Raw genomic sequence first — 18,665 nt, 5'->3', positions numbered from 1 at the left:
CGGTCAGGCCTTGGTGTTCTTGTAGCCCCGCCCCCACTGGAGCCCCCAGCCGTACAACCGGTCCAGCTCGGCCTGGAACCCGTAGACGAACTTCACCTCGCGCCGCACGATCAGCTCCCCCTTGACCTTCTCCAGGGAAACGACGGCGCAGGAGCGGGCCTGCGGGGCGCGCTCGTCCAGGGGGATCTCGATCCGCGGGCCGGTGACCGGGAAGAGGGTGACCTGGGCGTGCGTCCGGTCGAAGGCCGGGGTCTGGTCGTAGATGTAGACGAAGACGAGCAGCCGCTTGATCTCGTCGGCGTGGTCGAGATTGATGTAGACGGTCTCCCCCGACGGCGACCCGAACCGGTCGTCGCCGCTGAGCTTGATGTACGGCGGATCGTTGAGGTCGCCGAGCAGGTTCCCCAGCGGCTGGACGACGCCGCGGGTGCCGTCCGTCAGCTCGTAGAGGCAGCCGATGTCGAGGTCGACGTTGACCATGCCCTGGGTGTGCGCCTGGACCATGTCCGGCTTGAACAGCTTGAACGGATGCCGGAAGAGCCGGCCGCTCTGCCCGGCGTTGCCGCCGATGTCCGAGGTCCGCATGCGCCAGGACAGATTGACGCGCAGATTGCCGTGGACCGCCCCCTGTTTGGTGAGCGACACCGTCGGATGTCGCTTGGTCAGCTCGATCGCGTTCGACGAGGCGCTGCCCGACTGGAACTGCACGGCGCGGCTGCCCATGATGCCGTCGAAGAAGCCCATCCCTACCCCCCTGATCCCCCTGGGTTCCTACGGAAACACGGGGGCGGCCGCGCGGTCCTGTGGATCCGCGCGGCCGCCCCTGTGTACTGAATGCTTCCGCAGTCAGGGCCGGGTCACACCCCGGCCCTGACCTCCGCGGGCTCGTCGCCCTCGCCGCCCTCGGCTTCGAGGCGCTTGTTGCGGCGCACCGAGGACCAGAAGGACCACGCGATCAGGACGACGCCGACGAGGCCGGTGATGACCTCGTTGATCTCGTGCTGGATGGTGACGAGCAGGATCACGGCGAGCGCGCCGATGGCGTAGTGCGCGCCGTGCTCCAGGTAGACGTAGTCGTCGAGGGTGCCCTGGCGGACCAGGTAGACCGTCAGCGACCGGACGTACATGGCACCGATGCCGAGGCCGAGGGCCATGAGCACGATGTCGTTGGTGATGGCGAAGGCGCCGATGACCCCGTCGAAGGAGAAGGAGGCGTCTAGGACTTCGAGGTAGAGGAACATGAAGAAGGCGGCCTTGCCGGCCATGGCGACGGCCGAGATGGGCTTGCCGCTCTTCTTCGCCTCTTCCTCGGCCTCGTGCTCGGCCTCCTCCTCTTCCTCCAGCTTGTTCTCGAAGTAGCCGGAGAGGCCACCGACGATCATGTAGGTGATCAGGCCGAGGACACCGGAGATCAGGACGGTCTGCGCCTTGTCCACGTGGGCGCCGCCGTGCTGGTGCGCCTGGGTGGCGAAGGTCATCGCGGTGATGACCAGGACGATCAGCGCGATGCACGCCGACAGCATGTCGATCTTGCCGAGCTTGGCCAGCGGACGCTCCAGCCAGGCGAGCCACTTGATGTCGCGGTCCTCGAAGATGAAGTCGAGGAAGATCATCAGCAGGAACATGCCACCGAAGGCCGCGATGGCCGGGTGGGCGTCCGTGACCAGTTGCTTGTAATGGTCCTTCTCGGTCATGGCCAGCTGGACGGCCTCGATGGGCCCGATCTTGGCGCTGATGGCAACGATGACGACGGGGAAGACCAGTCGCATGCCGAAGACCGCGATGAGCACGCCGACCGTGAGGAAGATCTTCTGCCAGAAGGCATTCATCTTCTTCAGGATTCCGGCGTTGACCACCGCGTTGTCGAAGGACAGCGAGATCTCGAGGATCGACAGGATCGCCACGATCCCGAAGGCCTTCCAATCCCCGTAGATCCAGGCTGCGGCCAGACCGAGCGCAGTGATTGCGAACGACCAGCCGAAGGTTTTGAGAACCACTGGCACCCCATCGTCTTGTACGGCTTTACGAAACGTTGACCCCGAAGTCTAGAGCGATGCCCCTCAGGCCCGACGCGTACCCCTGCCCTACCGCACGGAACTTCCATTCACCCCCGTACCGGTAGACCTCGCCGAAGATCATCGCGGTTTCGCTGGAGGCGTCCTCGGAAAGGTCGTAGCGGGCCAGCTCCTGGCCGTCGGCCTGATTCACCACGCGGATGAAGGCATTGCTGACCTGGCCGAAGCTCTGCCGGCGGACGTCCGCCTCGTGGATCGAGACCGGGAAGACGATCTTGTCCACGCGCTCCGGGACCTTGGTGAGGTCGATGATGATCGACTCGTCGTCGCCCTCGCCCTCGCCGGTGAGGTTGTCCCCCGTGTGTTCGACGGATCCCTCGGGGCTCTTCAGATTGTTGTAGAAGACGAAGTACTCGTCCCCGAGGACCCGGCCGTCGCTGCACAGCAGCGCGCTGGCGTCGAGGTCGAAGTCTGCTCCCGTGGTCGAGCGCGCGTCCCATCCGAGGCCGATCAGAACCCGGGTGAGGTTCGGTGCGGCCTTGGAGAGGGAGACATTGCCCCCCTTGGCGAGTGTGACGCCCATGTTGTGGTCCTCCCCGGACGACGGTGTGGCGGTGGTAGGGCCGGCAAGCCGGTACAGCCGTAAAGCCCGTCCGGCGCCGTACACACAGTGCACGGCGCCGGACGGGTGAACTGCTCTCGGACTCAGACGTTGACGCCGAAGTCCTGCGCGATGCCGCGCAGGCCCGAGGCGTAACCCTGGCCGATGGCACGGAACTTCCACTCCGCGCCGTTGCGGTACAGCTCGCCGAAGACCATGGCGGTCTCGGTCGAGGCGTCCTCGGAGAGGTCGTAGCGGGCGAGCTCGCTGTTGTCGGCCTGGTTCACGACGCGGATGTACGCGTTGCGGACCTGGCCGAAGCTCTGCTGGCGGCTCTCGGCCTCGTAGATCGACACCGGGAAGACGATCTTGGCGACATCGGCCGGGACACCGGCGAGGTTCACCTTGATCGCCTCGTCGTCGCCCTCGCCCTCACCGGTGGTGTTGTCACCGGTGTGCTCGACCGAGCCGTCCGGGCTCTTCAGGTTGTTGAAGAACACGAAGTTCGAGTCGTTGGCGACCTTGCCCTGGTCGTTGGTCAGGATCGCGCTGGCGTCGAGGTCGAAGTCGACACCGGTGGTGGTGCGAGCGTCCCAGCCCAGACCGACGATGACCGCCGTCAGGTTAGGCGCGGCCTTGGTCAGCGAGACGTTGCCGCCCTTGCTGAGGCTGACTCCCACGGGTCCTCCATTGGGTTCTGTGTGGGGCGGTGCCCCGTCGTGCGGTTGCTACCGGATCAACGTTTCGATCCTAGTGACGGGTTCCCGCTCGTATGCGGTTTTCTCAGAGGCTGTCGAGAGCCTTGATGTACTCGTTCAGGTCACGGGCGTCGGGCAGTCCGTTGACGACAGTCCAGCGCACGACGCCGTCCTTGTCGATGATGAAGGTGCCGCGGACCGCACATCCCTTGTCCTCGTCGAAGACCCCGTACGCGCGGGAGGTCTCCCCGTGCGGCCAGAAGTCCGACAGCAGCGGGTACTCCAGCCCCTCCTGCTCCCCGAAGACCCGCAGGGTCGGCACGGAGTCGTTGGAGACGGCGAGGAGCTGGACGTCGTCGTTCTGGAAGCGCGGGAGCTGGTCGCGCAGCTCGCACAGCTCGCCGGTGCAGACGCCGGTGAAGGCGAACGGGTAGAAGAGCAGCACGACGGCCTTCTCCCCCCGGAAGTCGGAGAGCCGCACGGTGGCGCCGTGGTTGTCCTTGAGTTCGAAGTCAGGGGCCTTGTCGCCGACCTGGATCGCCATCTCTCGCTTCCCTTCGTTCCTGCATCCGGGTCCGCCGGAGGACGTCCGACGGGGTTGGGCTGTTCGGGTGAGGCACAGCCTAGGGGTGGCCGGGGCCGGAACGCACACGCCCCGCCGCGCCCGGGGTGAGCCGGGTGCGGCGGGGCGTGGGTGCCTCCGCTCGGTCGCGGGGCGCGGTTCAGCGCTTCTTGGCCGCCGTCTTGGGCGTCACCAGCTTGGTGGCGGCCCACTCCTTGCCGACGGGAGAGCCCTTGGCCAGCGAGAGGCCGGCCGTCTCTGCGGCTTCCTTGATGTCGCTGGCCTCGACGTAGCCGGGGCGGCCCGTCTTGGGGGTCAGCAGCAGGATCAGTGCGCCGTCCTCGATCAGCTCGGTGGCATCGACCAGTGAGTCCGCCAGGTCGCCGTCGTCCTCCCGGAACCACAGCAGTACGGCGTCCGCGACGTCGTCGTAGTCCTCGTCGACGAGCTCGCCGACGTGTTCCTCCACGACGTCACGGAATTCCTGATCGACGTCGTCGTCGTAGCCGATCTCCTGGACCACCTGTTCGGACTGGAAACCCAGCCGGGCGGCCAGGTTCTCCGCGTGGTCCGCGGTCGCGCTCACGGGGTGCCTCCTGCTCATGTTCGGTGAATGTCTTCGGCGGCGCGCGTACGCGCAGCATTGGGCGTAGTCCACACGGGCGCGGCGGATCGCGCAAGTACCCGGCCGCGGAGACCGTCGAAACGGTGACGATTACGGCCGTCTCGCCGCAACTTTCAGCCTTCCCGTGTACACCTCTCGTGATGCATCCCACACCATTCCGGCTCATTCGGCATCGGTTGAGGACTTTCCTACCTGTTTGAGGGACGAACGGCCTTACGAAGTAGTTGACCGGTCTGGGCGTAGGGTTGCCGTTTGGCCGGACCGCCTCCGATCCCCTCACCCTCGGGCTCCCCTGCCGGCTCCAGGGAATACCCAGCGGTAAAGATGACGATTTCGGCCGAGCGTAAGACCATGGGAGGCGGCGAACCCCAGTTACGGCCTCAGCACGACTCCCCCGACAGCGAAGGAACAGCGTGGCTTCCGCATCCGATCGCAATCCGATCATCATTGGCGGCCTGCCGAGTCAGGTCCCGGACTTCGATCCGGAGGAGACGCAGGAGTGGCTCGACTCCCTGGACGCCGCCGTCGACGAGCGCGGCCGTGAACGTGCCCGCTACCTGATGCTGCGCCTGATCGAGCGGGCCCGTGAGAAGCGCGTGGCCGTGCCCGAGATGCGCTCCACGGACTACGTCAACACGATCGCCACCAAGGACGAGCCGTTCTTCCCCGGCAACGAGGAGATCGAGCGCAAGGTCCTGAGCGCCACCCGGTGGAACGCGGCCGTCATGGTCTCGCGCGCCCAGCGCCCCGGTATCGGCGTCGGCGGCCACATCGCCACCTTCGCCTCCTCGGCCTCCCTCTACGACGTGGGCTTCAACCACTTCTTCCGGGGCAAGGACGAGGGCGACGGCGGCGACCAGATCTTCTTCCAGGGCCACGCCTCCCCCGGCATCTACGCCCGTGCCTACCTCCTGGACCGGCTCACCGAGCAGCAGCTCGACGCGTTCCGCCAGGAGAAGTCCAAGGCCCCGTACGGCCTGTCGAGCTACCCGCACCCGCGGCTGATGCCGGACTTCTGGGAGTTCCCGACGGTCTCGATGGGCCTCGGCCCGCTCGGCGCCATCTACCAGGCCCGCATGAACCGGTACATGGAGGCGCGCGGGATCGCCGACACCTCCAAGTCACACGTGTGGGCGTACCTGGGCGACGGCGAGATGGACGAGCCGGAGTCGCTCGGCCAGCTGTCGATCGCCGCCCGCGAGGGCCTGGACAACCTGACCTTCGTCGTCAACTGCAACCTGCAGCGCCTCGACGGCCCGGTGCGCGGCAACGGCAAGATCATCCAGGAGCTGGAGTCGCAGTTCCGCGGCGCCGGCTGGAACGTCATCAAGCTGATCTGGGACCGCTCCTGGGACCCGCTGCTGGCCCAGGACCGCGACGGCATCCTGGTCAACAAGATGAACTCCACCCCGGACGGGCAGTTCCAGACGTACGCCACCGAGTCGGGCGCGTACATCCGTGAGCACTTCTTCGGCGGCGACCAGCGGCTGCGGGCGATGGTCGAGAACATGACCGACTACCAGATCCAGCACCTGGGCCGCGGCGGCCACGACCACAAGAAGGTCTACGCGGCCTACGCGGCGGCCAAGGCCCACAAGGGCCAGCCGACGGTGATCCTGGCCCAGACGGTCAAGGGCTGGACGCTGGGCCCGAACTTCGAGGGCCGCAACGCGACGCACCAGATGAAGAAGCTGACCGTCGACGACCTCAAGCGCTTCCGCGACCGCCTGCACATCCCGATCACCGACCAGCAGCTGGAGAGCGGCGCGCCGCCGTACTACCACCCGGGCCGCAACTCGCCCGAGATCCAGTACATGCACGACCAGCGCAGCGCGCTCGGCGGCTACGTGCCGACCCGCGTGGTGCGCGCGAAGCCGCTCCAGCTGCCGGACGACAAGGCCTACGCGGCGGCCAAGAAGGGCTCCGGCCAGCAGTCGATCGCCACCACGATGGCCTTCGTCCGCATCCTGAAGGACCTGATGCGGGACAAGGAGATCGGCAAGCGGTTCGTGCTGATCGCGCCCGATGAGTACCGCACCTTCGGCATGGACGCCTTCTTCCCGAGCGCCAAGATCTACAACCCGCTGGGCCAGCAGTACGAGGCGGTCGACCGCGACCTGCTCCTCGCGTACAAGGAGTCCCCGACCGGCCAGATGCTGCACGACGGCATCTCGGAGGCCGGCTGCACGGCCTCGCTGATCGCGGCGGGTTCGGCGTACGCGACGCACGGCGAGCCGCTGATCCCGGTCTACGTCTTCTACTCGATGTTCGGTTTCCAGCGCACCGGTGACCAGTTCTGGCAGATGGCCGACCAGTTGGCGCGCGGTTTCGTCCTGGGCGCGACCGCCGGCCGGACCACCCTGACGGGTGAGGGCCTCCAGCACGCCGACGGTCACTCCCAGCTGCTGGCGTCGACGAACCCGGGCTGTGTCGCCTACGACCCGGCCTACGGCTACGAGATCGCGCACATCGTCAAGGACGGTCTGCGGCGCATGTACGGGCCGGAGTCGGAGGACGTCTTCTACTACCTGACGGTCTACAACGAGCCGATCCAGCACCCGGCCGAGCCGGCCGACGTCGACGTGGACGGCATCCTCAAGGGCATCCACCGGGTGTCGCACGGCACTTCGGGCACCATCGGGGCGCAGATCATGGCCTCGGGCGTGGCGGTGCCGTGGGCGCTGGAGGCCCAGCGGATCCTGGCGGACGAGTGGAACGTCCGGGCGGACGTCTGGTCGGCGACCTCCTGGAACGAGCTGCGCCGCGAGGCCGTGGAGGTGGAGGAGCACAACCTGCTCCACCCGGAGGAGGAGCAGCGCGTTCCGTACGTGACGCGCAAGCTGTCCGGTGCGGAGGGGCCGTTCGTCGCGGTCTCCGACTGGATGCGCTCGGTGCCGGACCAGATCTCGCGGTGGGTACCCGGCGCGTACACCTCGCTCGGCGCGGACGGCTTCGGCTTCGCGGACACGCGCGGCGCGGCCCGGCGCTTCTTCCACATCGACGCCCAGTCGGTGGTCCTGGCGACGCTCACCGAGCTCGCCAAGGAGGGCAAGATCGACCGCTCGGTCCTGAAGCAGGCGATCGACCGCTACCAGTTGCTGGACGTGACCGCGGCCGACCCGGGCGCGGCGGGCGGCGACGCCTAGCAGTCACTCTTCCGTGGGGGCGCTGGGACACTTGTCCCAGCGCCCCTTACACGTTCCTTACGATGCTGCCCATGAAGGAACCCTCCCGTCAGGCGCGCTGGGAGCGCCGTACGCAGGCCCCCCTGCTGGTGCTCGCCGTGACCTTCGCCGTGGCCTACGCCGTGCCGATCGTCGCGCCCGACGCGGATCCGGCGGTGCACCGGGCGTGCACGCACGCGGAGTGGGTGGTGTGGGGGGCCTTCGCCGCCGACTACCTGATGCGGCTGGGGCTCTCCACGGACCGCAAGGTCTTCGTACGGACCCACTGGCTGGACCTGGCCGCCGTGGTGCTGCCGCTCGTCCAGCCGCTGCGGCTGCTCCGGCTGGTCGCGACCCTGCTGCTGGTGGGCCGGCGGGCCCGGATGGCTCCGCAGGTCCGGCTCACGACCTACGTGGCCGGGGCCGTCGTGGGCCTGCTGATGTTCGGCTCCCTCGCCGTGCTCAGCGTGGAGCGCGACGCTCCGGACGGGAACATCAAGAACCTGGGCGACGCCGTGTGGTGGTCCTTCACCACCATGACCACGGTCGGGTACGGCGACCACTCCCCCACCACCGGCCTGGGCCGGGTCCTGGCCGTCGGCCTGATGCTGTCGGGGATCGCCCTGCTCGGTGTGGTGACCGCGAACATCGCCGCCTGGTTCATCGCCCGCTTCGAGCGCGACGACCAGGTGGAGCGGCTCCAGCTGGCGGCCATCCGGGAACTCCAGGCCGAGGTACGGGCGCTGCGCACCGAGGTGGCGGCACTGGGCGGCGCGGCGGCGGGGACGACCGTACCGGCCGGACCGGTCGAACAGCCGGCCGCCCCGGCGCCGCGCGAGGCTACGTCTCCCACACCTTGAACGCCCTCACCTGGTAGGGCGACTGCGGCAGCCAGACCCCGTCGCCCGGGTAGGTCTGGAACTCGCCGGTCTCCGCGCACACCGCCGACTGGTACGTGGTCACGGGGCGGCCGGTCCGGTTGGTCAGGGACTGCGCGCTGGTCCCGGCGGGCAGGGCCGTGCAGCTGTTGATCTCCAGGGTGCTGAGCTCGTGGGTCTGCCGGGCGCCCTTGAACTCCGGCTTCGCCCACAGGCACAGCTGCCCGGTCGCACAGGCCCCGAGCGTGGCCGATCCGGCGGCGTGCGCCGCGCCGGACGTGCTCGGGATGAGGGCGGTGAGGGCCAGGCCGACTACGGCGAGAGGGGTGCTCCACGTACGCATGACGGGTCAACTCCTTGTGGACGAACGGGCCCCGGACCGTTTCCGGAGCTCCGCCGACACCACGCTGACCTGGGCCGATGGCCGAGCGGAAGAGGCCTCGGGCGGGTCCACCCTGATAGGCGACAGCCCCGCCGGAGCCCTCCGCCGGGGCTGTCGTACGTACGGAGTTGACGCCTCCGGCGTGGGCCGCGACCCTGCCCGCACTGGTGGGGGGCGCCGCCCGCGGCCCCCCGAAAGAGGTGCCGCGCGCGGCCGGAACGAGCGCGCCGAGGACGGCGGCGGCAGTTCACCAACGGCTCAACGCGGCAGCCACCGGCACGGCGGTCACGGGTACCCTGACCGCTCACTCAGCGTCAGATTCGGCCTCGGAAAGGACCCCGCAGTGACGACCGACGAGCGGACCGAGCCGGCGGGCGGGCTGCGCGAGCGCAAGAAGCGGCGCACCCGGGACGCGCTGCTGCGCGCCGCCCTGCTGCTCTTCATCTCCCAGGGGTACGAGCGGACCACCGTCGACGAGATCACCGACGCGGTGGACGTGTCCCAGCGCACCTTCTTCCGCTACTTCGCCAACAAGGAAGAGGTCGCCTTCGCCGTCCAGGACCTGGTCGAGTCGCACTTCTTCGCCGAGCTGGAGGCCCGGCCGGCCGCCGAGGACCCCTTCGCGGCCATGCGGGGCGCGGTGCTCGCCGCCTGGGACTCCATCGAGGAGGCCCTCTGCGATGTGGTCCCCGTCGACCTCTACATGCGCAGCTACCGGCTGATCGAGTGCACCCCGGCCCTGCTCGCCGTGCACCTGCGGCGCTCCACCGACATGGAGGAGCGCGTCGCGCGGCTGGTCGCCGACCGCGAGGGCCTGGACGTGGACGCCGATCCGCGGCCGCGGGTGGCCGTCGCCGCGTTCTCGGGCGTGATGAGGGTCACCGGGCGGCTGTGGGGGCAGGGCAAGGACCCCAGCGTGGCCGCGATCCGGCGGATGACGGAGGCCTACCTCGACCAGATCGGCCCGGCCCTGGCCGCCGACTGGCGCGGGGCGCCTGCCGCGTGCCGGGCCTGAACGGGTGGTTGGGGCAGGCGGGTTCCCGCACCGGCCCGGACCGGGGCATACCGGGCAGCGGTTCCCCGCCCGTCGTGACCGGGCCGGGCAGAGCGACCGGGTTCCCGTACTCGATCCTCCGGCGTCGGCCGACGTACGGGACGTCCCGGGTCCCACGGTCGGCCGTGAGCCCTGTCACCCGAGGCGCCACGGCCGGAACCGGTCTCCTACGCTGGTCCCAGTGAACCTGCCCGGCCTCGCCCACTCCACCGCCCCCGCCGCCGACCCGCGCCCTGCCGCCCTGCGCACCCTGCTCGCGCTCGCGGTGGTCTTCATCATGCTGGCCACCACCGGCTGGACGGCCGTGCACCGCCCCGACAGCGGCGCCCCGCTGCGGGCCGCCGCGCTCGCCGCCTGGGCCGGGGCCCGGATCGACGGCCGGCCCGTACCGCCCGCGGACGCGCCCGCCCGTACGGTGGCCCGGTTCTTCGGCAGCCTCGACGGCGCCCAGCGGGCCCGACTCGCCGACGGCTACCCCCTCGTCGTGGGCAATCTCGACGGGGTTCCCGCCGCCACCCGCTACCGGGCCAACCTGCGGGGCCTCCAGCAGGCCGGCAAGGTCGAGGAGGCGCGCGGCCTCGATGTCTCGCTGACGCCCGCCGACCGGGCCAACGCCACCCGCCGCGCCCACCGCTTCGCCTCGCTCGCCGAGCCCGGCCGGCAGATCCTCGCCTTCGACCCCACCGGCGGCGGCCTGGTCGCCGAGGTCTTCGGCGACCTGGACCGGGCCCGCCGGGTCTCGGTGATCGTCCCCGGCGTCGACACCGACCTGATCACCTTCGAGCGCACCCAGCGCCGCTTCACCGCCCCCGTCGGCATGGCCGAGTCCCTGTACGAGGCCGAGCGCGCGGCGGCGCCGGACAGCGAGACCGCCGTGATCGCCTGGGCCGGCTACACGGCACCCACCGGGGTCGGCATGGACGCGGCCACCGGCCACATGGCCGTCGACGGAGCGGTCCGACTGAAGGCGCTGGCCACTTCCCTGCCCGGGAACTCGACCGTGGCGCTGTTCTGCCACAGCTACGGATCGGTGGTGTGCGGGGTCGCCGCGCACGAGCTGCCCCGGCGGGTGACGGACGTGGTGGTCGCGGGCAGCCCCGGGATGCGCGCGGAGAACGTCGCCGGACTGCACACCTCCGCCCGGGTGTGGGCCACGCGGGACGAGGGCGACTGGATCGCGGACGTACCGCACCTGGAGGTCGGCGGGCTGGGGCACGGCGCGGATCCGGTGTCCCCGGAGTTCGGCGCGCGACTGCTGTCCTCGGCGACGGCCAAGAGCCACACCGGCTATTTCGCGCCAGGTACCGACTCGGTGGACAACTTCGCCAAGATCGGAACCGGCGCGTTCGGTTCCGTTGTGTGCGCCACCGGGGACGACACCTGCCGAGCCGGATTTGCCGGGGCAGACCGGGACTGACGCGCGTAGAGGCCCGGAAATCGGCCCACGCAACGAGGGGGACGCACGGGGCCGCCTCCCTTTACCATGTGCCGCATGGGTGACGTACTGGCCGGAAACCATGCCGTCTGGGAGTTCGACTCGGACTCGGTGCTCATCCGCTTCGCACGGGGGATAAGAACGCCGAGGACGCCGAGACTCCTGCACGCCCTCGGTTCGCGCCGCATTCCCCTGGAAGCGGTGTCCGGGGTGACCGTGACCGCCGGAAGGCGGGACACGGTGGTGCTGCGCGCCGTGCCGCGGCCGGGCGCGGACCCGCTGATGGAGGCCGCCGCGGGCCAGCTGAAGGAGGTCTGCGACCCGTACCGGCTGGTGCTGCCGGGCGACCGGGCGCCGCACGCCGCCGCGTTCGCCGATGCGCTGCGGTCCCGGCTGGGGGCCGATGCCGCCGAGCCGGCGCCGCGCTTCCTGGTCGCGGCGCCGCAGCCGCCGGCGCAGCTCAAGGCGTACGACGCGCGGGTCGTCTTCGACGGCTCGGCCGTCACCTTCCACTGGTCCCGTACGGGTGCCACCGGCACCAAGTGGAAGGCGGGCGACCAGCGGTACGCGCTGTCCTCGCTGACCGGGGTCGAGTGGAGCTCCCCGGACGGCCCGGGCGGCCACCTGCGGCTCCTCGTGCGGGACACGACCGCCGACCCGCGCCCGGACCACGACCTGGCCGCGGCCGTCTTCGGCGTGGGGTACGGGGCGGTGCACGAGTCCCTCCCGTTCGCGGCGTCGGTCCTCGCCGCCCTGCGCGGCCGCACCCCGGTGGCATCGGTCCCCCGGGCCCGCTCCGGCGACGAACGCCTGCTCCACCTGAACGAGCTCCACAGCGCGGGCCTCCTGACGGACGCCGAATACACGGCCCTCCGCGACCGCTGCACGGCGCGACCGCTGTAAGGCCCGGACGGCCCCCGGAGGGATCAGACCTCGCGGGCCGCCGACGTGAAGGTCATGTCCGGGTAGCGGTCGCCCGCCACGCGGGACGCGATCGGCTCCAGCAGGGCCAGTTCGGCCCCCGTCAGGGTGATCCGCGTCGCCGCCGCGTTCTCCGCGAGGCGCGCGGCCTTGCGGGTGCCCGGGATCGGGATCACGGTCAGCCCGTGCACCGCCGCCCGCTGCTGCACCCAGGCCAGCGCGATCTGCGCCGGGCTGGCCCCGTGCGCCTCGGCGATCTCCCGCACCGGCGCCAGCAGCTCCGCGTTCGCCTTCGCGTTGTCACCGGTGAACCGCGGCTGGTGGCGCCGGAAGTCCCCCTCCGAGAGCTCCGCCGACGCGTCGGCGAAGGACCCGGTCAGGAAGCCCCGCCCCAGCGGCGAGTACGGCACGAAGGCCACGCCCAGCTCCGCCGCCGCCCCCACCGCACTGCGCTCCACGTCCCGGCTGAACAGCGACCACTCCGACTGCAGCGCCGCGATCGGGTGGATCGCGTGCGCCTCGCGCAGCTCGGCCCCGGTGACCTCGCTGAGCCCCAGCTGCCGCACCTTCCCCTCCCGCACCAGCTCCGCCATCGTGCCCACCGACTCGGCGAACGGCACGGCCGGGTCGCGCCGGTGCATGTAGTAGAGGTCGATGACGTCCACGCCGAGCCGCCGCAGGCTGTCCTCCACCGCCCGGCGGATGTACGCGCGGTCGTTGCGGATGCCCCGGTAGTGCGGGTCGTCGTTGCGCTCTATGGCGAACTTCGTCGCCAGGGTGATCTCGTCCCGGTGCGCGGCCACGAAGGGGGCGAGGAACTCCTCGTTCTTCCCCAGCCCGTAGGTGTCCGCGGTGTCGAAGAGGGTGACCCCGGCGGCCAGCGCCGCGTCCAGGGTCGCGCGGGCCTGGGCCTCGTCGGTGTCCCCGTAGAACTCGCTCATGCCCATGCAGCCGAGGCCCTGGATCCCGACCAGCGGGCCGCCCTTGCCGAGTTCGACCTGCTCGATGACCGTGCCGTGCTCCGTCATTGCCGTGCCTTCCCCGAATACATCCCGATTTTGTAGTCCAGTACCGCGAGCGCGTCGGTCAGCTCCGTGATCCGCGCCCGCACCTCGCGCCGTGTCCGCTCCAGCAGTTCGCGCCGCTCGTCGACGGTGTGCTCGCCCTCGCGGACCAGTTCGGCGTAGCGGACCATGTCCGCCACCGACATCCCGGTGGCGCGCAGCTTCCCGACGAAGCCCAGCCAGTGCAGGTCCTGGTCGGTGAACCGCCGCTGCCCCGAGTGGGAGCGGTCCACGTGCGGCATCAGGCCGATCCGCTCGTACCAGCGCAGCGTGTGCTGGGTCAGACCGGTCCGGGCCTCCACCTCGCTGATCGTGTACCGCGTCTGCGTCAGGCTCAGGCTCTGGCTCATGGGCCCCACGCTAAAACCCTTGAGTGCACTCCAAGCAAGTAGGCTCGGCGGCATGGACAGCGTGGAGACCCTGCACAGCCTGCGGATCATCGAGAACTGGCCGGTGCCGACCGCCGCGGCGGCCGTCGTGCGCGCCGACGGGAGCCTGGCCGGCTCCCACGGACCCGTCGGCCACCGCTTCCCCCTCGCCTCGGTCACCAAGCCGCTCGCGGCGTACGCGGCCCTCGTCGCGTACGAGGAGGGGGCGATCGAGCTCGACGAGCCGGCCGGGCCCGAGGGCTCGACGGTCCGTCACCTCCTCGCGCACACGAGCGGCCTGGCCTTCGACGAGCACCGCGTGAGCGCCCCTGCCGGGCAGCGCCGGCTGTACTCGAACGCCGGTTTCGAGGTGCTCGGCGACCACATCGCCAAGGCCACCGGCATCCCCTTCGCGGAGTACCTGCACCAGGCGGTGTGCGAGCCGCTCGGCATGACCGCGACCACCCTGGAGGGCTCGCCCGCCAAGGACGGCGTCTCGACCGTCGCCGACCTCGTGCGGTTCGCGGCCGAGCTCCAGGCGCCCCGGCTGCTCGACGTCCGCACGGTCGCCGAGGCCACATCCGTCGTCCACCCAGGCCTCAAGGGCGTCCTGCCCGGCTACGGCCACCAGTCCCCCAACGACTGGGGCTTGGGCATGGAGATCCGCGACGGCAAGTCCCCGCACTGGACGGGCCTCTCGTCCTCCCCGCGCACCTTCGGGCACTTCGGGCAGTCCGGCACCTTCCTGTGGGTGGATCCGGACGCGCGCGCCGCGTGCGTGGCGCTGACCGACCGCGCCTTCGGCCCGTGGGCCGTGGAGGCCTGGACCCCGTTCACGGACGCGGTCCTGGCCGAGCTCCGGACCCGCTAGCCCGCGAACTCCCAGATCAGCAGCTCCCCCGGGGATCCGGCGGTGATCTCCAGGTCCCGCTCGGCGGTGATCCGCACCGAGTCCCCGGGGCCGAGCTCCCGCCCGTCCAGCCGCAGGTCCCCGCGCACCACGTGCAGGTACACGTGCTCCGCCGCCGGTACGGGGACCCGCTCGCCCGCGCCCGGCCGCCGGACGTGCAGCACGGCTCCGGCACCGGGGATCTCGTAGGGCGTGCCGTCGGTGATGCCCCTGACCACCTCGTACGAGGGATCTCCGCCGGCGGTGAGCGGCGCGAGCCACATCTGCACGAAACGCAGCGGCACCTCGCCGTCGTTGCGCTCCACGTGCCGCGCGCCGGATCCGGCGCTGAGCCGCTGTACGTCGCCGGGCCGGACCAGGCCCTTCTCGCCGGTGCTGTCCTGGTGGGTGAGCTCGCCCTCGGTGACCCAGGTCACGATCTCGGTGTGGCTGTGCGGATGCTCGTCGAATCCGGCGCCGGGCCGCAGGAACTCCTCGTTGCAGGCCAGGACCGGGCCGAAGCGCAGGTTGTCCGGGTCGTAGAAGGACCCGAAGGAGAAGGCGTGCCGGGTGGTGATCCCGGCGGCCGGGTCCCCGCCCTCGTACCGGTCGGCACCACGACGTACATCAATCATGGGGGCCACCGTAGCCGCCGCGTACGTGCCGGACGCGGGACCGGACTCCGCGCGGCCTTCCCGATAAGGCAGTCTTGTCCCGTGCCCCAACCCGAACGTGAGCATTCCCCCGCGACACAGGCCGCGCATCCCGTGCCCGTCCACCCGCACACCGCGACGCTGCGCCGACTGGAGAAGTCCTCCGGCCGGCTCGCCGCCAACGCGATCGCGCGGATGGACGAGACCCTGCCGTGGTACCGGGCGATGCCCCCGGAGAACCGGTCCTGGATCGGCCTGGTCGCGCAGGCCGGCATCGCCGCGTTCACGGAGTGGTTCCGGCACCCGGAGACACCGCAGGCGATCTCCACCGACGTCTTCGGGACCGCTCCGCGCGAGCTGACCCGGGCGATCACCCTGCGCCAGACCGTGGAGATGGTCCGCACCACGATCGAGGTCATGGAGGCCGCGATCGAGGAGGTCGCGGCCCCGGGCGACGAGCAGATCCTGCGCGAGGCCCTGCTGGTGTACGCCCGGGAGATCGCCTTCGCGACGGCCCAGGTGTACGCGCAGGCCGCCGAGGCGCGCGGTGCCTGGGACGCCCGGCTGGAATCCCTCGTCGTGAACGCGGTGCTGTCCGGCGAGGCCGACGAGGGCGCGCTGTCGCGGGCGGCGGCGCTCGGCTGGAACTCCCCTGAGCACGTGTGCGTGGTGCTGGGCACCGCGCCGGAGGGGGACAGCGAGCTGACGGTCGAGGCGATCCGGCGCGCGGCCCGGCACCACAAGCTCCAGGTCCTCACCGGGGTGCTCGGGGACCGCCTGGTCGTCATCGCGGGCGGCAGCGACAACCCGATGCAGGTGGCGAAATCCCTGATCGGGCCGTTCGCGGCCGGTCCGGTGGTGGCCGGTCCGGTGGTGCCCGACCTGCTGAACGCGACCAAGTCGGCGCAGGCCGCGGCGGCCGGCCTGAAGGCCTGCACAGCCTGGCAGGACGCCCCGCGCCCGGTGCTGGCGGACGATCTCCTGCCGGAGCGGGCGATCGCCTCGGATCCCGCCGCCAGAGAACAGCTGGTGGAGGAGATCTACAGACCGCTCGAGGAGGCGGGCTCGGCGCTGCTGGAGACGCTGAGCGTCTATCTGGAACAGGCGAGCAGCCTCGAAGGGGCGGCCCGGATGCTGTTCGTGCACCCGAACACGGTGCGCTACCGGCTGCGACGTGTGACCGACGTCACCGGCTGGTCTCCCTCCGATGTCCGTTCCGCGTTCACTCTGCGGATCGCCCTGATTCTCGGGCGTCTGGCCGACGGCGATCCCCAGTCCTAGACTTTTGTCGGACATCAACAATTACCCCGACCGTTCTTGGTCCCTGTCCCCACGGGTGGCAGGGGCCATCCACAAGAGAGAGTGTGAGGGTGCTCGTACTCGTCGCTCCCGGCCAAGGCGCTCAGACGCCCGGCTTCCTGACTCCCTGGCTCGACCTCCCCGGCGCCCTTGACCGCGTCCAGGGCTGGTCCGACGCCATCGGGCTCGACCTTGCCCACTACGGCACGAAGGCCGACGCGGACGAGATCCGCGACACGGCCGTGGCCCAGCCGCTGCTGGTCGCCGCAGGTCTCCTGTCCGCCGAGGCTCTCGGCTCCCCCGCTGTCGGCGCCGTCGCCGGCCACAGCGTCGGTGAGATCACCGCCGCCGCGTACGCGGGCGTGCTCTCCGAGACCGAGGCGCTGAAGTTCGTCCGTACGCGCGGTCTGGCCATGGCCGAGGCTGCCGCCGTCACCGAGACCGGCATGTCCGCGGTCCTCGGCGGCGACCGTGACGTGGTCGTCGCACACCTGGAGAAGCTGGGTCTGACCCCCGCCAACATCAACGGCGCGGGCCAGATCGTGGCCGCCGGCACCATGGAGCAGCTCGCTGCCCTGGAGGCCGACAAGCCCGAAGGCTCCATGAAGGTCGTCGCCCTCAAGGTCGCGGGCGCCTTCCACACGCACCACATGGTCCCGGCGGTCGACAAGCTGGCGGAGGCCGCGCAGGCCCTGTCCCCGGCGGACCCGGCGCTGAAGTACGTTTCGAACAAGGACGGCCTCGTCGTCACCACGGGCGCCGACGTCGTCGCCCGCCTGGTCGGCCAGGTCGCGAACCCGGTCCGCTGGGACCTGTGCATGGAGACGTTCGCCGAGCTGGGTGTCACGGGGATCATCGAACTCTCCCCCGGCGGCACCCTGACGGGTCTGGCCAAGCGGGCGCTGAAGGGCGTACCGAGCGTGGCTCTGAAGACCCCGGACGATCTCGAGAAGGCCGCGGCGCTCGTCGCCGAGCTGACGGCCTGAGAGAAGGAGCCCACAGAGCATGTCCAAGATCAAGCCGGCCAAGGGCTCCCCCTACGCCCGCATTCTCGGCGTCGGCGGCTACCGCCCGACGCGCGTGGTGCCCAACGAGGTCATCCTCGAGACCATCGACTCGTCCGACGAGTGGATCCGCTCCCGCTCCGGGATCGCGACCCGGCACTGGGCCTCGCCCCAGGAGACCGTCGCCGCGATGTCGGTGGAGGCCTCCGGCAAGGCGCTGGCCGATGCCGGCATCGCCCCCGAGCAGATCGGTGCCGTGATCGTCTCGACGGTCTCGCACTTCAAGCAGACCCCGGCCGTCGCGACCGAGATCGCGCACCGGATCGGCGCGGGCAAGCCCGCCGCCTTCGACATCTCCGCCGGCTGTGCCGGTTTCGGCTACGGCCTGACCCTGGCCAAGGGCATGGTGGTGGAGGGGTCCGCGGAGTACGTCCTCGTCATCGGCGTGGAGCGGCTCTCGGACCTGACCGACCTGGAGGACCGCGCGACGGCCTTCCTGTTCGGCGACGGCGCCGGCGCCGTGGTCGTCGGTCCCTCGGACGAACCGGCCATCGGCCCCACGGTGTGGGGTTCGGAGGGCGACAAGTCCGAGACCATCAAGCAGACCGTGCCGTGGGACGAGTACCGCACGGACGACAGCGGTCAGAAGTTCCCGGCCATCACGCAGGAGGGTCAGGCGGTCTTCCGCTGGGCCGTCTTCGAGATGGCCAAGGTGGCCCAGCAGGCGCTCGATGCCGCCGGGATCACCGCGGAGGACCTGGACGTCTTCATCCCGCACCAGGCAAACATGCGGATCATCGACTCGATGGTGAAGACTCTGAAGCTGCCGGAGCACGTCACGGTCGCCCGTGACGTGGAAACCACCGGCAACACCTCGGCCGCCTCGATCCCGCTCGCCATGGAGCGGCTCCTGGCGACCGGTGCGGCGAAGAGCGGCGACACCGCGCTCGTCATCGGCTTCGGGGCGGGACTCGTCTACGCCGCGACGGTCGTTACCCTCCCCTAGGACCGGATTCCGCTTTCCCGGTCCGCATATCAGTTACCCAGAGAAGG

19 protein-coding genes are annotated in these 18,665 nt (G+C 70.5%); 9 read left to right on the top strand and 10 right to left on the bottom strand.

Annotated features, from left to right (window positions below; genetic code table 11):
- Nucleotides 1-3 precede the first annotated feature (3 nt).
- From ACGFYU_RS12875 to ACGFYU_RS12850, 6 genes are all read right to left on the bottom strand, one after another.
- Nucleotides 4-744, bottom strand: coding sequence for a Tellurium resistance (locus ACGFYU_RS12875; RefSeq protein WP_393827314.1), 741 nt, complete (start codon nucleotides 742-744; stop codon nucleotides 4-6).
- A gap of 113 nt (nucleotides 745-857) precedes the next feature.
- Nucleotides 858-1,997: a DUF475 domain-containing protein gene (locus tag ACGFYU_RS12870; RefSeq protein ID WP_393827313.1), complete on the bottom strand. Its 1,140-nt coding sequence runs from the start codon at nucleotides 1,995-1,997 to the stop codon at nucleotides 858-860.
- 25 nt (nucleotides 1,998-2,022) lie between these two features.
- Entirely contained in the window at nucleotides 2,023-2,598 is a 576-nt protein-coding gene (locus ACGFYU_RS12865) for a TerD family protein (protein ID WP_215013771.1), read from the bottom strand.
- A 122-nt stretch (nucleotides 2,599-2,720) separates the two neighbouring features.
- Nucleotides 2,721-3,296, bottom strand: a complete 576-nt coding sequence (locus tag ACGFYU_RS12860) for a TerD family protein (protein WP_030160471.1) — start codon at nucleotides 3,294-3,296, stop codon at nucleotides 2,721-2,723.
- Between the two features lie 103 nt (nucleotides 3,297-3,399).
- Nucleotides 3,400-3,858, bottom strand: a complete 459-nt coding sequence (locus ACGFYU_RS12855) for a peroxiredoxin (protein WP_393827312.1) — start codon at nucleotides 3,856-3,858, stop codon at nucleotides 3,400-3,402.
- Nucleotides 3,859-4,036: 178 nt separating this feature from the next.
- Entirely contained in the window at nucleotides 4,037-4,462 is a 426-nt protein-coding gene (locus ACGFYU_RS12850; RefSeq protein WP_393827311.1) for a DUF3052 domain-containing protein, read from the bottom strand.
- A gap of 452 nt (nucleotides 4,463-4,914) precedes the next feature.
- Here ACGFYU_RS12850 and aceE point away from each other — a divergent pair, with 452 nt between their 5' ends.
- Both aceE and ACGFYU_RS12840 read left to right on the top strand, forming a co-directional pair.
- Nucleotides 4,915-7,647 carry a pyruvate dehydrogenase (acetyl-transferring), homodimeric type gene (aceE, locus tag ACGFYU_RS12845; protein WP_393827310.1) on the top strand — a complete coding sequence of 911 codons (2,733 nt, stop codon included), beginning with the start codon at nucleotides 4,915-4,917 and terminating at the stop codon, nucleotides 7,645-7,647.
- Nucleotides 7,648-7,718: 71 nt separating this feature from the next.
- Nucleotides 7,719-8,525: a potassium channel family protein gene (locus ACGFYU_RS12840; RefSeq protein ID WP_393827309.1), complete on the top strand. Its 807-nt coding sequence runs from the start codon at nucleotides 7,719-7,721 to the stop codon at nucleotides 8,523-8,525.
- On the opposite strand, the gene ACGFYU_RS12835 is transcribed toward ACGFYU_RS12840, so the two are convergent.
- Nucleotides 8,506-8,886, bottom strand: coding sequence for a peptidase inhibitor family I36 protein (locus tag ACGFYU_RS12835; RefSeq protein WP_393827308.1), 381 nt, complete (start codon nucleotides 8,884-8,886; stop codon nucleotides 8,506-8,508). The genes ACGFYU_RS12840 and ACGFYU_RS12835 overlap by 20 nt on opposite strands.
- A 382-nt stretch (nucleotides 8,887-9,268) precedes the next feature.
- Between ACGFYU_RS12835 and ACGFYU_RS12830 the strand changes: the two genes are divergently transcribed.
- The 3 genes from ACGFYU_RS12830 (at nucleotide 9,269) to ACGFYU_RS12820 (ending at nucleotide 12,317) form a co-directional block, all read left to right on the top strand.
- Nucleotides 9,269-9,940: a TetR/AcrR family transcriptional regulator gene (locus tag ACGFYU_RS12830; RefSeq protein ID WP_393827307.1), complete on the top strand. Its 672-nt coding sequence runs from the start codon at nucleotides 9,269-9,271 to the stop codon at nucleotides 9,938-9,940.
- Nucleotides 9,941-10,256: 316 nt separating this feature from the next.
- A complete protein-coding gene (locus ACGFYU_RS12825) occupies nucleotides 10,257-11,396 on the top strand; it encodes an alpha/beta hydrolase (RefSeq protein WP_393827475.1) in 1,140 nt (379 codons plus the stop codon).
- 75 nt (nucleotides 11,397-11,471) lie between these two features.
- A complete protein-coding gene (locus ACGFYU_RS12820) occupies nucleotides 11,472-12,317 on the top strand; it encodes a DUF4429 domain-containing protein (RefSeq protein WP_393827306.1) in 846 nt (281 codons plus the stop codon).
- A 23-nt stretch (nucleotides 12,318-12,340) separates the two neighbouring features.
- Here the strand turns inward: ACGFYU_RS12820 and ACGFYU_RS12815 are convergent, their stop codons facing one another.
- On the bottom strand, nucleotides 12,341-13,363 hold the full coding sequence (locus ACGFYU_RS12815; protein ID WP_393827305.1) for an aldo/keto reductase: 1,023 nt from the start codon (nucleotides 13,361-13,363) through the stop codon (nucleotides 12,341-12,343).
- The gene (locus ACGFYU_RS12810; protein WP_393827304.1) at nucleotides 13,360-13,749 is read right to left on the bottom strand and encodes a MerR family transcriptional regulator; all 390 of its coding nucleotides are present in this window, start codon (nucleotides 13,747-13,749) and stop codon (nucleotides 13,360-13,362) included. Before ACGFYU_RS12810 ends, ACGFYU_RS12815 begins: the two co-directional genes overlap by 4 nt.
- 70 nt (nucleotides 13,750-13,819) lie before the next feature.
- On the opposite strand from ACGFYU_RS12810, the gene ACGFYU_RS12805 reads away from it, so the two are divergent.
- Nucleotides 13,820-14,638: a serine hydrolase domain-containing protein gene (locus ACGFYU_RS12805; protein ID WP_393827474.1), complete on the top strand. Its 819-nt coding sequence runs from the start codon at nucleotides 13,820-13,822 to the stop codon at nucleotides 14,636-14,638.
- On the opposite strand, the gene ACGFYU_RS12800 is transcribed toward ACGFYU_RS12805, so the two are convergent.
- Complete coding sequence (locus ACGFYU_RS12800; protein WP_393827303.1) at nucleotides 14,635-15,291, bottom strand: pirin family protein; 657 nt, start codon at nucleotides 15,289-15,291, stop codon at nucleotides 14,635-14,637. The two genes, ACGFYU_RS12805 and ACGFYU_RS12800, sit on opposite strands and share 4 nt — an antisense overlap.
- A gap of 81 nt (nucleotides 15,292-15,372) precedes the next feature.
- Here ACGFYU_RS12800 and ACGFYU_RS12795 point away from each other — a divergent pair, with 81 nt between their 5' ends.
- From ACGFYU_RS12795 to ACGFYU_RS12785, 3 genes are all read left to right on the top strand, one after another.
- Entirely contained in the window at nucleotides 15,373-16,590 is a 1,218-nt protein-coding gene (locus ACGFYU_RS12795; RefSeq protein ID WP_393827302.1) for a PucR family transcriptional regulator, read from the top strand.
- Between the two features lie 89 nt (nucleotides 16,591-16,679).
- Nucleotides 16,680-17,594 (top strand): ACP S-malonyltransferase, encoded by a 915-nt coding sequence (locus ACGFYU_RS12790; RefSeq protein WP_393827301.1) that lies wholly within the window; start codon nucleotides 16,680-16,682, stop codon nucleotides 17,592-17,594.
- A gap of 19 nt (nucleotides 17,595-17,613) precedes the next feature.
- A complete protein-coding gene (locus ACGFYU_RS12785) occupies nucleotides 17,614-18,618 on the top strand; it encodes a ketoacyl-ACP synthase III (protein ID WP_393827300.1) in 1,005 nt (334 codons plus the stop codon).
- Nucleotides 18,619-18,665 lie beyond the last annotated feature (47 nt).

The sequence above is a fragment of the Streptomyces sp. NPDC048337 genome (genome assembly GCF_043201175.1).
In the GTDB taxonomy this organism is placed as follows: domain Bacteria; phylum Actinomycetota; class Actinomycetes; order Streptomycetales; family Streptomycetaceae; genus Streptomyces.
The sequence above is the reverse complement of the archived record's forward strand: the minus strand, read 5'-3'. Positions and strand labels throughout refer to the sequence as shown.

What these genes read in the sequence shown, in the direction of transcription:
- ACGFYU_RS12875 (WP_393827314.1), bottom strand. Translation starts at nt 744, where the DNA reads ATGGGCTTCTTCGACGGCATCATGGGCAGCCGCGCCGTGCAGTTCCAG.
- ACGFYU_RS12865 (WP_215013771.1), bottom strand. Translation starts at nt 2,598, where the DNA reads ATGGGCGTCACACTCGCCAAGGGGGGCAATGTCTCCCTCTCCAAGGCC.
- ACGFYU_RS12855 (WP_393827312.1), bottom strand. Translation starts at nt 3,858, where the DNA reads ATGGCGATCCAGGTCGGCGACAAGGCCCCTGACTTCGAACTCAAGGAC.
- ACGFYU_RS12840 (WP_393827309.1), top strand. Translation starts at nt 7,719, where the DNA reads ATGAAGGAACCCTCCCGTCAGGCGCGCTGGGAGCGCCGTACGCAGGCC.
- ACGFYU_RS12835 (WP_393827308.1), bottom strand. Translation starts at nt 8,886, where the DNA reads ATGCGTACGTGGAGCACCCCTCTCGCCGTAGTCGGCCTGGCCCTCACC.
- ACGFYU_RS12825 (WP_393827475.1), top strand. Translation starts at nt 10,257, where the DNA reads ATGCTGGCCACCACCGGCTGGACGGCCGTGCACCGCCCCGACAGCGGC.
- ACGFYU_RS12820 (WP_393827306.1), top strand. Translation starts at nt 11,472, where the DNA reads ATGGGTGACGTACTGGCCGGAAACCATGCCGTCTGGGAGTTCGACTCG.
- ACGFYU_RS12815 (WP_393827305.1), bottom strand. Translation starts at nt 13,363, where the DNA reads ATGACGGAGCACGGCACGGTCATCGAGCAGGTCGAACTCGGCAAGGGC.
- ACGFYU_RS12810 (WP_393827304.1), bottom strand. Translation starts at nt 13,749, where the DNA reads ATGAGCCAGAGCCTGAGCCTGACGCAGACGCGGTACACGATCAGCGAG.
- ACGFYU_RS12800 (WP_393827303.1), bottom strand. Translation starts at nt 15,291, where the DNA reads ATGATTGATGTACGTCGTGGTGCCGACCGGTACGAGGGCGGGGACCCG.
- ACGFYU_RS12785 (WP_393827300.1), top strand. Translation starts at nt 17,614, where the DNA reads ATGTCCAAGATCAAGCCGGCCAAGGGCTCCCCCTACGCCCGCATTCTC.